We start from the raw sequence: 16,416 nt of genomic DNA on the forward strand, positions 1-16,416 counted from the left end.
TTTAAAGTTAAAACGCGAAGTAAACTCGCACCTACAATTTGAAAGCTTCGCTTTTCGCGCGAGCAAGCTGAGCGCCTACAGGTATTTCGGTGAGCTTTGTAGCGTGAGTTTGAATAATGCGACATGTACCTGTTTTTAAGGTATAAAGTAAACATTGTGATTATAGGAACTCATCATGGATGATTTATTAAACCAAGGTTTAAGCCTTTTATTTGTTATTGGTAGTGTTTATTCATTATTAGGTGTTTTGTTTTTCAAAATATGGCTTCATCAGAAAAATGCGAAATTGCCTGTAGATCGCAAAAAGCTTAAACGTGTTGCCGCGCAAACACTCAATGAACAAGTTAATGATAAGATTTTTGATGTTATAGGTTTAATCTTTTTGTCGGCTTTGATAGTCACAATGCCTTTTGCCATTAAAGGTATTGCTGAAATGTTTGCAAGCGGCAAGATCAATTACCTTTTAATTACTGTCATCGTATTGAGTTTAATCTACGTGGCACGAAAGCTCTGGCTTAAATCTAACGATTTAATCAAGTTAAAACTAGGACGTGATGCAGAATTGGCAGTTGCTTCAGAACTTATAGAATTACAGTCACACGGTTACCAGGTATTTCATGATATACAAGCAGATGGTTTTAATATTGATCATTTGGTTGTTGGGCCAAATGGGATATTTGCTATTGAAACCAAAGGCAGACATAAACGAATAAAAGACGATACAAATTACAAAGTTAAATTTGAAAATAATCATTTAGCATTTCCTTCTTGGTTTGAAAGCAAGCCATTAGAGCAAGCTCAAAATCAAGCTAATTGGGTGAATAAATGGCTTTATGAATCAACCGGTTTTAATACTCCGGTTTTACCTGTTTTATGCTTTCCTGGTTGGTTTGTGGAACTAAAGCAGAGACCAATCTTTCCAATCGTTTCTCATAAACAAATAGTTAAAACGATCCTTTCAATGCGACAAGTTAGCTTAAATCAAGAGCAGCAGCGTGCTATTTGCTATCAAGTGGTGCAGCGAGCCTTAAACGATAGTAAGGCAATTTAAAAGCTACGCTTTTCGCGCGAGCAAGCTGAGCGCCTACAGGTGTTTAGCTTGGCTATTAAGCTCAAAATGTCATTAACTTCCCATAAGTAACTTATGTTTTACTTATGGGGTTGTGGTTTTATTTTACTCTCTATAAATAAAGTAAAGTTTACTTATAGAAGGTAAATATACGTTCAAACTTAAAAGTAAGTTATATTTGACTTTTGGGTGGGCTACCCTAAAATAAATTGTATAAGTAAACTATAGTTGACCTTTAATGAGTGAATTACCAGCAAAAAAAACACTTGGAAGAGTTGTTAAGCGCACTGAAATGCCTGATCTATCAAAGCCGTTTTCGTCGGTGCGACTCGCTAAAGCGATTACTTCAAAGCGAACAGGCATGAAGCTTACATTGGTTGATGTATCGCAAGCACTTAATATTTCAAAGCCTACGCTGATAAAAATAGAAAAAGGTGATGTGAATGTGCAGTTTTTTAATGTACTCAAAGTGATGGAATACTTGGGGTTGTCGTTTAGCCTTGTCAGTGATGACGAGTCGCACCACAATAACAACAATGAGGTGAGCGATGAGCTGTGGTATTAAAAAAAATAGCTTAGATGTATTTATTGGGCATACGCAGAAGATAGGTGCGATAGCCCTTGATATAGGCTCTGAAAATGAAATTGCATTTACCTATGAGCCTGAGTGGATTAATAAGGGTTTTGCTATTCACCACACTTACCGCTCAATGGTGATTTTGACTCACGTGATGTGCGTAATTATTTACAAAACTTATTACCCGAGGGCAAAGGTCTTGATGAGATTATAAGTAGTACTACTATCTCTAAAAATAATACGTTTGGTTTGATTAAAGTAATTGGCGAGGAAACGTCAGGCGCTTTGTCGTTTAGAGCAAGTAACAGTACTTTAAAGCAAACATCTTTTCGTGAAGTAACTAGGGTCTGTTGATCTTTGCGGATTAAAATTTGTCCAAACTAGGAGCTATTTAATCGCGACGCGAGATTTGCAACCTAGTGGGCTAAGTAAAAACCGAGCAACAAAGAGTAAATAGCTCCTAGGAAGAACCCTTCGGGCAGCGCCTGTTTGGCATTAATGCTACGTTATCGCCCATTTATGGGGAATAACCACACTGCATAGGCTCTGCCTTGCCTAAATACCAAACAGGCTGCTGCAAATTTAACCTTGAAAGAACAGCAGACCCTAGTGACGAGCTAAGCCAAAAACTTAAACGCTTTGTACAAGTTGGCGAGCCAATTACTCATTGGGATGGCCGAACTCGGCTCTCTGTTGCTGGCGTTCAAGACAAACTAAACCTACTCGAAATCGATAGTAAATTAGGATTTGGTGAAGGGGAGCTATGTTCTAATAAAATTTTTAAATTCGAAACAGGTACCGCTCCTTTCATTGCAGTAAATGAACTTTTTACCATGCTTTTGGCAAAAGAGTCGGGGCTCAATGTTCTCCATGTTGAGTTGCGTACTTACGCAGATGTAAGAGTATTTGTAATAGATCGCTTTGATAGGCGCGTTACACAAGATCAAAACCGTGTATTACGTCGTCATATTATTGATGGTTGCCAAGCCACTAATTTACCTCCTTCTTATAAATATGAGCGTCAGCATGGTGATGATGGGGATGGTATTTATATTCGAGATGGCGTTTCTTTTGCAAAACTCTTTAGTGTTAAAACAACGAATGTACAAGCGTATGAGGCTCAGCTTATTCGTTGGATGACATTTAATATTTTAGTACGTAATTACGATGCTCATGGCAAAAACATTAGTTTTTTTGTTGGTAAAAATGGTTTAGAGCTTACGCCGTTTTACGACTTGGTAAATATAGAGGCTATTATTGAGCAGGGAAGCATTGACCGTGATATGGGCTATTTACAGCCCAAAATATCAAGGTGTTATGCTATGTCAGTGGGTGAGCATAATTCGCAAAGTGCAGGCAATTTTACTAATGAGATTACAGCTTACATGTTAGCTGATTTTGCTGATGAATTTGCTATTTCACTACCACGGATGCAACTACTTATGAGTCAAACCGTTAATTCTGTATTAGCCGCAATTGATACGGCTAAAGTTTCTGCTGTTAAAAATAACTTATCTTCTGCTGAATTAGCACACATTGATTTGTGCATAAAAATAATTAATAAAGCTGCAAATAAGCTGAGTGAGCAAATAATACAACTACCAAATATGGATGCATTTATTTAAATATTAGAAAATAAATACACGCATTTTGAGTGATAAATTCATATATTGGTTGCCAGCATCAACGCGATATTTGTAAATTAAAATTAAAAGCGCGAGATAAAATCACACCTACGCTTTTGTTAAGAGTGATGTTTACATTAATGTAGGTGAGGTTTTATACCTCGCTTACAAATACATTTTTTACCACAGGAAAGTGAATTATTGTTCAATGTGGCGCTTAAAAGTAATGAGGCAATTAACTCTTACATTCGCCTCATTGCATGAGGCAAATAAATAACATAGACTGAAGCTAATTACCTTTAGGACTAAAGACTATGTGGATATGGCAACAGCAAAACTGGCCAAACTTTACGTGGGATGCTGCAGCGCTTGCTCCTTTACTAAGGGATCTTTCATATAATCAAGGTTTATTAGTAGGGCGTATGGGCGTGCAAAGTGCTCAACAAAAGCAGCAAGCCCTTGATACCTTACTTGCAAATATTATTTACTCCAGTGCGATTGAGGGTGAAAAGCTTAATGCATTTTCGGTTCGCTCTTCTCTTGCTAAAAAGCTCAATATTAATGAGCAACCTTACCCAACAACAGTGCAAAGCGATAATCTTGCAGAGATTATGCTTGATGCAATAAATAACACAGACTCACCGCTTAATTTAGAGCGAGTGCTTAATTGGCATCGCTTATTATTTGCAGGTGAGCAAAGCTTATTTACTAAAATTGAGGGCGGGCAATTGCGTGGTGACGAACCAATGCAAGTGGTGTCGGGGCGCTTAGATAAACCGGTATTACATTTTACGGCGCCTCCTAAAGAGCGAGTAAATAAAGAGCTTTCGCTATTTTTTAATTGGTTTAACAAAACGCAAAACGAACCTCAAATAGATCCTTTTATTCGGGCAGCTATCGCACACTTATGGTTTGTAACAATACATCCACTTGAGGATGGTAATGGGCGTATTACACGCCTTATAACCGACCTGGCATTAGCGCAAGAACATGCTGAGTCAATTCGGTTTTACGCTATGTCGGTGGCTATTTTAGAAGACAGAAAAAACTACTACGAGGTGCTTGAAGCCACTCAACGTGGAGATCTTTGTATTACAAAGTGGATTAATTGGTTTTTACGTACGCTTAATAATGCGATACACCATACGCTTAATAATATTGAGCAAACAATTTTTAAAACCAATTACTGGGCAAGTAAAGATCAAACAAAGTTAGGTGAGCAGCAAGTAAAAGTGCTTAATAAGTTACTTGATGGCCAATTTGAACAGGGTATTAGCGCGAGTCAGTATCAAAAGGTAGCTAAGGTTAGCCGTGCAACCGCAACACGCCATTTATCGGACTTGCAAACGCTTGGATTTTTAACAAAAACCGCCGCAGGTGGGCGTAGTACACGTTACAAAATTGCCTAATGAGGCAATTACACATGTTATTCACCTCATTGTGTGAGGCGAATAGGTGTTTGAATTATTGTAGGTGAGGTTTTATACCTCGCATGGTGTTTTTATAAAGCCAAAGCGCGATGTAAAATCGCACCTACGGTTTTGTTCAGTGCAGTGGTTTAATTATTGTAGGTGAGGTTTTATCTATAAATCTTTGTTTAGCTCTGTAATCGCTTTAATACTAAATGCGTGCATAGTTGTGTAGTGTTGCTTTTTAATGATTGTTTTAACGATACTTTTATCAATATTTAAGTAATCGTGAACAAGAGCATTTCGTAAGCCTATAATTTTACGCCATGACAGTAGTTCTGCCTCGCTCAAAAAGCCTAAATTAGTAAGTTCGCTAAATGTTTGATAGGCGTTGCTACTGGTACTACTTTTGTGCTGCTTTAGCCAATGCTTTGATAAACCAATACACACCGCGGTCATTAACTGTAGTAATCGCTCTGCAGCTCGGTAGTCTCTGCTATTAAGTGAATCGATTTGACTGAGTTCGTCGAGTTCTTGCATATATTCGTCAATATGGCGTGTTACTTCACTTAAATAAAGTGTAATTCCGGTATCAGTCATGTTTACTCGCTATGGTTTCAAATTCGAACTGGCTATATATACGCTGCTGCTCTTTCATCGCTCTAACACTATTATTGCTTATAATTATTTTTCCATATTCAATAACGTTGAAAGCTAAATAACTTGGAATAATATTTATATCAACAATCGAAATAAGTTGTTCGTTAAGATTAAGTGCATTACTTATTTCAAGCTCAAGCTCTTTTGGCCTAAGGCGCTTATCGAACGATTCCAGATCAAAGTTTTTAAATGCTATGGCTAAGTCAATGTCACTATGGGGCTGGGCTGTCCCTTTTGCGTGGGAGCCATATAGCCAAACTACATCAATGTCGGTGTTTTGATGTAAATACTCAATTATTTTTTGTATAACTTCATTTGCCACGAAAAGTAACCATTGATAAAAACAGTAATAATAACCTGTCAGTTTTATAGTGAACATTAAAACTGATATTTGTTTTATTTAATTTAAAAGCTTCGCTTTTCGCGCGAGCAAGCTTTGCGCCTACAGGTGTTTAGGCGGGCTTTGCAGTGTTGATTGGGAGTTATGAGCCGTTACTAAAGAGCAAAGCGCGATGTAAAATCGCACCTACAATTTAAAAGCCTCGGTTTCCTCTTATTCCAACCGCGTTACTTTTACTTTTATTTTTCCGGCATTAGCGCCGTAAAAGCGGCTTAAGTCGTTTGCAAATGGGCAAAACTCGCCAGATTTATCCATTTTAATATCGGCGCCGTTGGCTATTTCAAAAAGGTGGTCGTCGTTTTTATTTATAGCACCAATAAGTGAAAACCATTGTGCACGAGGAAATCGTCTAAATGGTTCAAGCACAGCCATGGGGATTTCTTTTACGCCAAGTTGTACGTTATCGCGGTTCCAGCCTAATGGCGTGCACTTTATGCCATCGTCAAACCAGTATTGATTTGGGTATGGGGTAAAGCGGTACGTAGCGCCTTGCTCTAGCATAAGGCCGGTTGCGTTATATTGCTCTGAGGCAAATACCATTACATCTTGGCTTTGGTTAATGCTCAGCACATCCATGTTTTGATTAGCCAGTTCTATATGTTGGCTTAAACCAATAAAGCTAAGTGTGGTGTTGTCGTTATAGCTAATTTTGTAATGCAGTTTTTTAAGCGATTCTGGGCGGTAACTGGTTAGCTTATTAATGCGTTCGGCTACGCTGTAGTGCACTAAAGGCTCAAGGTTGCTGGCTTCGTCATCAATTAATACATAGCACTGCCTATCTACTAATTTAAAAAATGGGTTAAACCAAAAGTAATTTTGTTGGTGACTTAATGCGAGCGGATCGGGCGTTACGGTTACGTCATCTTGTGCTACTAAGTTGCTATCGGGGAGTAGGGTTTCGTAATCTATATCGTGGCTAGTGAGTAACGAAATATTAAGCGGTTGTTCTATTAACCACTCAAGTGCGTAGCGCAAGCAAATATCGGCTAGGCCATCGCGGTAGTAACCGCCGCCAATGTCTGAATGCGCTCCTGCAAACCATAGCTCGGTAATATTGCTTTGATGGTTCATGAGTGTGGGTTCAAACGCACGGCGTTTTTCGTCAAGGGCTACGCAGTGCAGCGCGTGAGTAATGTTGTTGGCAATGGTGTGGTTTTCAAAAATAACGTGCTCTGCGCCGCGTGTGGCTTTACTTACTTTTGATAAGCCAATAGAGGCGACAGTATCAAACACACATACGTAAACATTATCAGCAATTAAAGGCTCTAGGATTTTAGCAAAACGCCTAGCAAGTGCACCGCCTCGGCTAAAACCCGTTAGCAGTATGGCATCGCCTATTAGGTAGTGAGCTTTAAAGTCGCTTAATGCTTGATTTAAAATACTGGCTACGTCGTCACCACGAGGTGCAAGGGTTTGGTTTAAAATGCGTTTAAGGCGGCTGCCTTTAGTGCCAATACCTTGATAATAAAAACTGAGTTGGTTAGCAAAAGGAGTAATGGGGGAGTCTTCTAATTTACCGCCAAGCAGTAAATGCAATTTTAGAATGTTGGTAATATTAGAGTCTTCTTTAAAATGCTCTGAGCTAAATTGCTCTGCATCACGGGGCTCGTTTCCTGTGCCGTCAAAGTTAAAAATTAGCGTTTTACCCGTCATAACCCAATTTCCTTAGTTGTTTTAAATACTCTACACAGACAATGTTAAATATTAAAGACAATATTTTGGTTAGTAACAAATACGCCAACTAATTTGTTGGCGTATTAAAAGTGCGGGTTATAGGCTATTAAAAGTATAGTGATTTAGCTGCGTGCCCTCTGCGGGTTTTAATGCGGGGTTTAACTTAATTAATTGCTCGTAAACCTCAGGATAAAACGTTTTTAATCGTGCTGCGCGAGAAAGGTGATTCGGTTCAATTTTTTCAACAAGCTGAAGGGCTAAAGGAATCATTGGGCTTAACTCCCCTTTGGTGTAGCTTTGCTCAAGCGCTAAGTCGAGTATATCTACGCCTAATTTTTCTGAATCAGCGGGTATTTTATTATCAATTAGAAATTGTACTACCTCGACAGAAGACGATGCGGCTTGTACATAAACGTCGCGCCCATACGTATCGGTAATCGAAAAATCAAAACCAGCTTGTTTAAGCTTTTGCCATTGACTAAGAGGAAAACGACTTAATCTTGCTAAATCACTCGGTGGCTTAGGTTCAACTCGGCTTTGCCAGATCGCGATAAAGTCATGAGGCTCTAATAGTAGGAATGAAAAAAGTGTATCGGTTTCTGTTTGAGTTAATGGTGTACTAAGGCTGTACTCATAAGCTTTTTGGTAATCTTTTTTAGACAAATATTGGCTGAACGCGCTATGACTTCTATCGTTTGAAAGCTGATTGCTTAGTATACTCCACCAGTAATTAACTAATACGGGGTCTTGTTCTTGTAAAACATATTCGAAGTTATTACCTTGCTCTTTTTTTACCTCTAGCACCGTATTATATGCTCGCATAGTAGAGTGTAATTGTTCAGTAGCGCTTAACTGCTGCTGTAATAGTTCACAGTTTTGTCTTTTATTATCTAGATCTTTCTTTTGTTGCTTCAAATCTACTAAAAAACGTGCAACATCAGAATTATCGGGCTCACTCACTTGGGGCAATGTGGCGTTGTCTATTTTACCAATAGGGCTAAAGTAAGCATATTGCTCAGGGTTTTCCTGCCCATTAATATAGGCGCCTTGCTGGTAAATAAAATCACTTACAAAAGAAACGCCTTTGCCATTTAGGTCGTCATTAGCATTGCCGCTATGAGCTTTATAGCCCTGCTCTGTGAGGTAGTCCAACATTTGAGTATGCTTTGCATCTAAAGGGGCTAGCGTTAAGTTACCGCTTTTAGGCAGGCTTACTATTGCAACGTCTAAACCCGTAAATAAGCCTGGCTGATTGGTTGGTGTTACGCCTAGTTGCTGCAGTGCTTTTACAAGCGGTAAATTAAACTGGCTTACGGCAATATCAGCCATGTTATATAAAACAGAATTTTCTTCGTACAGCGGCATAGCATCCAGTGCCGGCACCTGCTTCATAAGCGCAAAAATATACTCATTAGGAATGTTGTTTTTAATCGCAGTAGCCACTTCATTTACTGTAAATTGGTTAGATGAAATTGCCTGCTCAAACTCTTTTGGCGTAAATTTATTTGCATTAAGCACAAACAATGTAGCCGGGGAAATAACCTCACTGCCTTCAAGTTTAATAAACGTTTTAGAATAAGTGGTAAATGTATCTGTGTTGTTTAATAAAGCATAAAGGGTTTCTTTTTGTACATTTTCATCAAGGGGTACACTCAGAGTAAGTCCTGGAGGGCTATGCTTATTATCTCCAAGCTGTTGAATCATTTCTTTTACTTTATCATTGGTGAAGCCTTTAATTGCCTCAATGCCTTGCCAATTAGCTAATTCGTTTAAAGAGCTAGTAATATTAAGCTGCTGTTTTTGCTCAGTAACTATGGCATCTCTTAAAAAGGCAATGTATTGACGCTTATTGATTTCTGATAGGTTTGCATACTTTAAAAGCGTGGGGACCGACGTCCCTTTTTTAAGCTCACTCACAAAAAATGAAACAAGCGATTGGTTTAAATTATTTATTTTTATATGTTGTTGCTGTGATTGATCTCTGCAAAGGCGAATATCTTTTTTTAGATCTGTGACTATTCGAAGCGGGGTGCCTTCTGCAGGCTGCTTTTTATTAACTAAGTTAGGCTCAGTGGCATTTGGTGCAGCCACGTTGGGCTGCTCTACATCGGCTGTGTTAGGCTGGGTTTTAAATAGATATACTGCCAAAGCCGCTATAATTATAAGTCCGAGAAGTAGCTTTTTCATAACCGCCAATCCTTTGATGTTATTAAAATATTCTCACATCGTACTACTTTAGGTACGCAAAGTGCAAAAAAGCTTTAAGAGATAATACTTATTAACTCTTAAAGCTTTTTTGTGGTTTTGTGAGCGTACTTAATTTATTAGTGCAACTTCATTTTAGGGCGCACTACACGCAACACTTTTTCGCTTATCCATAATGCAAAGGTTTTTGCGCTACCGTGTATGGCGCGTTGGTGCATACGGTATAAAGATATATACATAAAGCGGGCAATTTTACCTTCAATAAAAAAGGTATTGCTGGTTAGGTTGCCCATTAAGTTACCCACAGTGCTGTAGCTTGATAAGTTAACAAGTGAGCCATGGTCGCTGTATTTAAAGCCGCGCAGTGGTTGCTGCTTTAGCGTTGCGATTAGATTTTTTTCGACGCACTGCGCCATTTGATGCGCCGATTGTGCACGAGGTGGTACTTGCTTACCGTCGGCTTGGGTAAATGCGCAGCAATCACCTAATACAAAAATGCTTTCGTCTACGGTGCTTTGTAAAAACTCGTTTACTTGAATTTGGTTGCTGCGCGTCAGCTCAAAAATACCTAAGTCTTTAATAAAGTCAGGTGCTTTTACGCCTGCTGCCCACACCATAATATCGGCATCAATGTGTTCTTCGTCTTTAGTGATAAAGCCTTGTGCGGTGCCTTCTTTTACTTGTGTTTGCTCGCGCACGTTTACGCCAAGTTTTAATAGCTCACGTTTAGCACTTACGGCAATACGCTCAGGTAGTGCTGGTAAAATACGTGGTCCGGCTTCTATTAAATGAATATGCAAACGCTTAGACGACATATTTGTTAAGCCATAAAGCTTTAATAGTTCAGACACATGATAAAGCTCAGCTGAGAGTTCAACACCGGTAGCACCGCCGCCTACAATGGCAATATTAAGTGATTGCTGTTGGTTATCGTCTTGGTGAAGGCGTGTAAAGCTATCTAGTAATGAATGCTGAAAGCGCTCTGCTTGTTGGTTTGAATCTAAAAAGTAGCAGTGATCTTTTATACCTGGGGTATTAAAGTCGTTACTTACGCTGCCTATGGCAATTACGAGGTGGTCGTAGCGCACGGTGCGCTCGGGTAAAATTGTGTGGCCTAGCTCATCTAAAAGTGGTGCAAGGGTAACTGTTTTATTGCTTTGATCTATATTGCAAAAAGTACCAAGTTGAAAGTTATAGTGGTGTTTTGCAGCATGGGCTGAATACACAACGCCATCTAAATCGGGGTCAATAGAGCCTGTCGCTACTTCGTGCAGTAACGGCTTCCATATGTGGGTACGATTTTTGTCTATTAGTAGAATTTCAGCTTGTTTTTTCTTTCCTAATTTATGACCTAATTGCGTTGCGAGTTCTAATCCGCCAGCACCACCGCCAATAACGACGATTTTAGGTGTAGTAATATTCATAACGTTGCCCTCAAAAATAATATACCCAAGTGATCTGTATTTTTATTCGTTTTTTAAGATGACTTGGGTATCAATAAATTATTTTGGCAACAAGTAGTTACTACTCATTTTATAGTGCTCTAGTTTGCGCTTAAATAAAGGTGATGTCAGCAATAAATAATGTTATTTGTTGTATACTTATACCCAAACCGTCTCAATATGCAGAATTCAGCGTTTCACAGGGGCTTAATATCAAGGCGTTACTTTGCAAGAATGGCAGCCCCCTTTTAAGAAGTAACAACGATGAGAGTAAGTGCCTGTGAAACGCCCAATGGGTTGGTTTAAAAGCGATTTATACTGCGTTATTGATTTTAACAATAGAACCACTATTATTTGCAATCAATGCCTTGCCTAAATCGCTTTTAACTCCAACTGAAACTCTCATCTTGAGATGGTTTGGGTATACATGCAAATATTTCATCTACACCGCATTTTTATAAGCATGACTATTGTTTAGCCATCAAAAGGACATTTATGACCACGCCATTAATTCAATCACTTGAGCAGCACTTTGGTTTTAGCCAATTTAGAACAGGGCAACAACAAACTATAGAGCAGCTTTTAAATGGTCAATCGTCGTTGGCTATATTTCCGACCGGCTCGGGTAAATCGTTGTGCTATCAATTAACTGCGTTGCATTTACCAAATTTAACGTTAGTGGTTTCGCCTTTGCTTGCATTGATGAAAGATCAAATTAGCTTTTTAAATAGCAAAGGTATTTACGCGGCTAGCCTTGATTCGAGCCAAGATCAAATGCAAAGCAGCACCGTAATGAATGATGTGCGAAATGGTAAAATTAAAGTATTAATGGTGTCGGTTGAGCGTTTTAAAAACGAGCGTTTTAGAGAGTTTATAAGCCAAGTTAAGCTTTCGATGTTAGTGGTAGACGAAGCGCACTGTATATCTGAATGGGGCCATAACTTTAGACCCGACTACCTTAAACTACCGCGTTACCGCGAAGAGCTTAATATTCCTTTAGTATTGCTGCTTACGGCAACGGCGACTAAAAAAGTTAAACGCGATATGGCAGAGCGATTTGCTATATCGCCTGAGTGTATTGTGCAAACGGGCTTTTATCGCGCCAATTTAGATTTAAGTGTGTTGAGCGTTAAAACCGCCGATAAAAACACCGAGCTTACCAACATTGTGCGCGCGCAAAATGGCCCTGGTATTGTGTATGTAACGCTACAGCAAAGCGCTGAGCAAGTCGCTAATGTGCTAAGTGCGCAAGGTGTGCATGCTGTTGCTTATCATGCGGGGCTTGAAGATACGCTACGCTGGCAAATTCAAGATGACTTTATGGCGGGTAAAATTAACGTCGTAGTGGCAACCATTGCCTTTGGTATGGGCGTTGATAAATCGGATATTCGCTTTGTTATACATTACGATTTACCAAAATCGATTGAAAACTACAGCCAAGAAATTGGCCGAGCAGGGCGCGATGGCAATCCATCAAACTGTTTCACGCTTGCTAACCTAGACGGCCTAAATACGGTTGAAAACTTTGTATATGGCGACACCCCTGAGCTTAGCGGTATTGAATACGTAATTAACGATATTCGCCAAAGCCACCAGCAATGGGAAATGCAAGAATACAGTCTTTCAAGCGAAAGTAATATTAGGCAACTGGCACTTAAAACCTTACTTGTACAGCTTGAAATGCAAGGCGCTATAACGCCGCAATATGCCTACTACGCTGATTTTAAATATAAATTTTTGGTTGATAAAAACGAGCTACTAAGCCAGTTTGACGAGCAACGCCAAGCATTTTTAACACAAATATTTAGCCATACCGATTTTAAAAAAATATGGGGCACGCTAAATTTTGACTCCCTTACGCAAGCCGCGCAGGTTGATCGAAAACGCGTAGTGGCAGCCCTTGATTACCTAGCCGAAAAAAACCTAATAACGCTCGAAACCAAACGTATTACCCAAGTATACAAAGTGCATAGCGAGGTTATAAATAACCCAGAACTTGCCCAGCAACTACACGACTACTTTAGTGATAAAGAACAAGCCGAAATTAAACGTATTGCTGCACTGGTACGCTTTTTTGAGCTACAAAGTTGCTTAAGCTATAACTTAGCGCGCTATTTTGACGATCAAAATGCACCACAGCAATGTGGGCATTGTAGTGTGTGTAGAGGTCATGCGGTTAAGCTTGAATACTCTATAGAGCCTGCATATGTTGAGGAGCAACTTATTTATCAAAAGGTGGATGAGTTTTTAGCGCATATGGCAGACAAAGGTAATCATAATGTGGGTATTGAAACCCAATGCCGCTTTTTAGCTGGGATGAGTGTGCCATTATTTGCGCGTAATAAAGTGCGCCAATTGAGTGGTTTTGCACTGTGCGAGCAAATGCGTTACAGCGATATTAAAGCAAAACTACTAGCGCGTTAAATTAGTTACTGTATCCTAGTGGCTTATTCAAAAAAGTAAGCCACTATGCCTCATATTGTTATTCCCGTTGAAAATATTTCTACTACCCCAGAGCCTGTTACGTGTGCTAACTGCCAAGCCTGTTGTTGCCAATTAGAAGTGCGCATAGTAACCGACACCGGCGTGCCATTTAACTACATTGAATACGATAAATGGGGCAGCGAAGTAATGAAACGCGCTGACGACGGTTGGTGCCAAGCACTCGACCGCAATACGCTTATGTGCTCCATTTACGAAAACCGCCCATTAGTTTGCCGCGAGTTTGAAATGGCCTCAGACGAGTGCATTACCGAGCGCGATTTAGCGGGTATATAGTCCGCTATTATTAAAGTACATAAACAACAAAGGGGCTTAAAAGCCCCTTTGTTTATTGTTTACTATAAAAATTAAACTTTAAAGTAGCTAATATACTTTTTAAGCGTGTTTGAAAGGTCAGCTAATGCAACGGCTTCTTGTGCGTTACTGTTAAGAGACATGCTGGTTTCTTTGGACATACTGGCAATTTCTTCCACGCCGGTACTAATTTGCGCCACGGTGGCTACTTGGTTTGATGTTGATTCAACAATTTCAAGCACGTTACTTAATGAGTCGTTAGCTTGTTGCTGTATTTGATGCAGTAACTCGTTTGCTTCGTGGGTAAGCGTTAGGCCATTTTCTACTTGCGGTACTGTGGTTTCCATAGCTGTTACCGACGCTTGCGTGTTTTCTTGCACTTGCAAAATCATCTTTTCAATGTCGCCTGTTGCATCACCGGTACGCTGGGCAAGTTGCCTTACCTCGTCAGCTACAACAGCAAAACCTCGGCCAGTTTCGCCTGCTCTTGCAGCTTCTATTGCCGCATTTAGTGCAAGCAAGTTTGTTTGATCAGAAATGCTGCGGATCACACTTAAAATATCGCCAATGTGTTTTACATGTTCTTGCAGCACGTTTACTTGGGTAACTGTGGCTTTTACGGTTACAGAAATTTGCTCAATTTCGGCCGCTACTTTTTGCACTGCAATACTACCTTGCTGCGATAGTTGTGCAGTTACTTTTGAGTTATCTTCGGTTTGTTTAACAGAGCCTGCAACTGCATTAATACTGCGGCTCATTTCTTCTAGGCTGCTTACTGCCGAGTTTGTATAGGTTACTTGTGCGTCAGCGGCACTAAGTGCTTGCTGCGAGCCAGACGCTACGCTTGCAGAGTGCGTAGAAAGCTCTTCAGATGAGTTAATAATGCTATCTACAATGGTTTTTAGTTTAGATTGCATCACCCCTACAGAAGCCATCATGCTATTTGGGCAACACGACTGTACATCACCTCTTAAGTCTCCTTGGGCAATAAGGGCAATTACTTCGGCGGCTTCTTGTGGTTCGCCACCTACTGACTTTCTGATCAGTTGGCTAATAACATACGCAACGCTTGCACCTATTAAAATTGCAAGCGCGGTGAGCGAAATCATCCAAATTTCAAATGAACTGGCAATATCGAGAGTATCAATAGTGGTGGTTTGATTTGCTTGCTCTTGCAGGTTTATAAATTGGTTTATAACACTTAGCCACTGGGTAAACGCAGGGCGCGCATCGGTTAATAAAATGCGTTCAGCTTCGTTTAGGTTTCCTGCATTTTTAGCGTTTATTACACCTTGAATGAAAGGCTGAGTGCGCTGCTCTATTTGATTTATTTTATTAATTAAAGCGCGCTCTTCACTATTCATATCACCCATTAGCTTAGCCATAGCGCGGCTTGACGTTTGGTAAAATGCGTTTAGCTCTTGTATGTTATTTAACACGGTACTTAAACTGCTTTGCTCGGTAATTAGCACTACGTCGCGCACGGCTATTGCTCTGTCGTGTACGCTGCCTCTGAAGTTAATTGCGTAACGTTGCTTTACCGAATTTACGTCGGTCATGTGGGTAATGTTATTATTAATAAGGCTAACGCGCGAAATTCCAATAATGGTTAAAATAATCATCATTGATAAAATTACGCCAAAGCCGGTCGTTAAACGCATGTTTATGGTCATGGTTGATCCCAAGGGTGAGTCAATACGCGCAAGAGCAGCTTGTATTATTAGTGAAAATACTTAAACAATAGCAGCATTATGCCTTATTAATTAAAGTTTTATTAGCAATAAGGTAGGTGATTGTTAATTTAGTTTACAAGCGTAACTTTGGCGGGGCATATTTTACAGGTATTAAAAAAGGAGCAAAATGCTCCTTCGTGTTATATAAAAATATTATATAAAGGTTTAGTCGTACTTTGCTTCTAGCTCATTAGCTGTATGAAACTTCTCATGGCTTTGTAATTGCTCGTCGTATTTAACGAGGTTTTTAAAGTGCGCTAATTGACCTGAGTTTTTAACTATTTCAACAATAAACGACATCATAAAGTCAGCGCCCGTTAGGGTATCGCCCACTAAATAACGTTTACCTTCTAGGCGGTCGTTAAAGTAGCTAATTACTTTAGCTGTTTCAGCGTCGGCATAGCCTTCTAAAAACTGTGTTTTAGCGCCGTCTTTTAGTACAAACATTTTAAGTAAAAGCGGTAAAATTGCTGAGCTTTCTGCAAAGTGCAGCCACTGTTGGTAGTCAACATATTCAGCGGTATCTACTTTTGGAGCAAATTCACCATTGCCGTATTTAGTAATAAGGTAGTCTGTAATAGCGCCTGATTCAGCAATAATTAAACCGCCGTCTTCAATTACCGGTGACTTACCAAGTTGATGAATATGCTTTAGTTCATCAGGCGCTAAAAATGTATCTTTATTACGCTGATAAGCCACAATTTCGTAGTCAACATCTAGTTCTTCTAAAAGCCAAATTATACGTTTAGAACGGGATTTATTTAAATGGTGTAGTTTAATCATGTCAGTCCTTTTTTGGCTTGTAAGGGCTTTGCCTTACAAGCCG

Annotated in this window: 14 protein-coding genes; 7 read left to right on the forward strand and 7 right to left on the reverse strand. The window is 39.6% G+C overall.

Annotated features, from left to right (window positions below; genetic code table 11):
* The first annotated feature begins 175 nt into the window (after positions 1 to 175).
* From H5092_RS06060 to H5092_RS06080, 5 genes are all read left to right on the forward strand, one after another.
* A complete protein-coding gene (locus tag H5092_RS06060; protein ID WP_007583488.1) occupies positions 176 to 1,051 on the forward strand; it encodes a nuclease-related domain-containing protein in 876 nt (291 codons plus the stop codon).
* Positions 1,052 to 1,307: 256 nt separating this feature from the next.
* Positions 1,308 to 1,634 (forward strand): helix-turn-helix domain-containing protein, encoded by a 327-nt coding sequence (locus tag H5092_RS06065; RefSeq protein ID WP_182733119.1) that lies wholly within the window; start codon positions 1,308 to 1,310, stop codon positions 1,632 to 1,634.
* Between the two features lie 168 nt (positions 1,635 to 1,802).
* Positions 1,803 to 2,000, forward strand: coding sequence for a HipA N-terminal domain-containing protein (locus H5092_RS20625; protein WP_310736004.1), 198 nt, complete (start codon positions 1,803 to 1,805; stop codon positions 1,998 to 2,000).
* Positions 2,001 to 2,197: 197 nt separating this feature from the next.
* Complete coding sequence (locus tag H5092_RS06075) at positions 2,198 to 3,271, forward strand: HipA domain-containing protein (protein WP_259398368.1); 1,074 nt, start codon at positions 2,198 to 2,200, stop codon at positions 3,269 to 3,271.
* Between the two features lie 314 nt (positions 3,272 to 3,585).
* Complete coding sequence (locus H5092_RS06080) at positions 3,586 to 4,680, forward strand: Fic family protein (protein ID WP_182733120.1); 1,095 nt, start codon at positions 3,586 to 3,588, stop codon at positions 4,678 to 4,680.
* A gap of 174 nt (positions 4,681 to 4,854) precedes the next feature.
* On the opposite strand, the gene H5092_RS06085 is transcribed toward H5092_RS06080, so the two are convergent.
* The 5 genes from H5092_RS06085 to H5092_RS06105 all read right to left on the reverse strand — a co-directional run bounded on the left by H5092_RS06085 (position 4,855) and on the right by H5092_RS06105 (position 11,043).
* Entirely contained in the window at positions 4,855 to 5,280 is a 426-nt protein-coding gene (locus H5092_RS06085; protein ID WP_182733121.1) for a type VII toxin-antitoxin system HepT family RNase toxin, read from the reverse strand.
* Positions 5,273 to 5,662, reverse strand: coding sequence for a type VII toxin-antitoxin system MntA family adenylyltransferase antitoxin (locus H5092_RS06090; protein ID WP_002962075.1), 390 nt, complete (start codon positions 5,660 to 5,662; stop codon positions 5,273 to 5,275). The genes H5092_RS06085 and H5092_RS06090 overlap by 8 nt, the downstream gene beginning before the upstream one ends.
* Before the next feature lie 231 nt (positions 5,663 to 5,893).
* Positions 5,894 to 7,393: a DUF2235 domain-containing protein gene (locus H5092_RS06095; protein ID WP_182733122.1), complete on the reverse strand. Its 1,500-nt coding sequence runs from the start codon at positions 7,391 to 7,393 to the stop codon at positions 5,894 to 5,896.
* Between the two features lie 117 nt (positions 7,394 to 7,510).
* The gene (locus tag H5092_RS06100) at positions 7,511 to 9,601 is read right to left on the reverse strand and encodes a cupric reductase (RefSeq protein WP_182733123.1); all 2,091 of its coding nucleotides are present in this window, start codon (positions 9,599 to 9,601) and stop codon (positions 7,511 to 7,513) included.
* Between the two features lie 137 nt (positions 9,602 to 9,738).
* Entirely contained in the window at positions 9,739 to 11,043 is a 1,305-nt protein-coding gene (locus H5092_RS06105; RefSeq protein WP_002962796.1) for an NAD(P)/FAD-dependent oxidoreductase, read from the reverse strand.
* 513 nt (positions 11,044 to 11,556) lie between these two features.
* Here H5092_RS06105 and H5092_RS06110 point away from each other — a divergent pair.
* Both H5092_RS06110 and H5092_RS06115 read left to right on the forward strand, forming a co-directional pair.
* Positions 11,557 to 13,485 carry an ATP-dependent DNA helicase RecQ gene (locus H5092_RS06110; RefSeq protein ID WP_182733124.1) on the forward strand — a complete coding sequence of 643 codons (1,929 nt, stop codon included), beginning with the start codon at positions 11,557 to 11,559 and terminating at the stop codon, positions 13,483 to 13,485.
* 45 nt (positions 13,486 to 13,530) lie between these two features.
* Complete coding sequence (locus tag H5092_RS06115) at positions 13,531 to 13,839, forward strand: YkgJ family cysteine cluster protein (RefSeq protein WP_002962790.1); 309 nt, start codon at positions 13,531 to 13,533, stop codon at positions 13,837 to 13,839.
* 71 nt (positions 13,840 to 13,910) lie between these two features.
* Here the strand turns inward: H5092_RS06115 and H5092_RS06120 are convergent, their stop codons facing one another.
* Positions 13,911 to 15,530: a methyl-accepting chemotaxis protein gene (locus H5092_RS06120; protein WP_182733125.1), complete on the reverse strand. Its 1,620-nt coding sequence runs from the start codon at positions 15,528 to 15,530 to the stop codon at positions 13,911 to 13,913.
* 225 nt (positions 15,531 to 15,755) lie between these two features.
* Complete coding sequence (locus H5092_RS06125; protein ID WP_182733126.1) at positions 15,756 to 16,373, reverse strand: glutathione S-transferase family protein; 618 nt, start codon at positions 16,371 to 16,373, stop codon at positions 15,756 to 15,758.
* Positions 16,374 to 16,416: the final 43 nt, after the last annotated feature.

Source organism: Pseudoalteromonas sp. SR41-7 (assembly GCF_014163935.1).
Taxonomy (GTDB): domain Bacteria; phylum Pseudomonadota; class Gammaproteobacteria; order Enterobacterales; family Alteromonadaceae; genus Pseudoalteromonas; species Pseudoalteromonas distincta.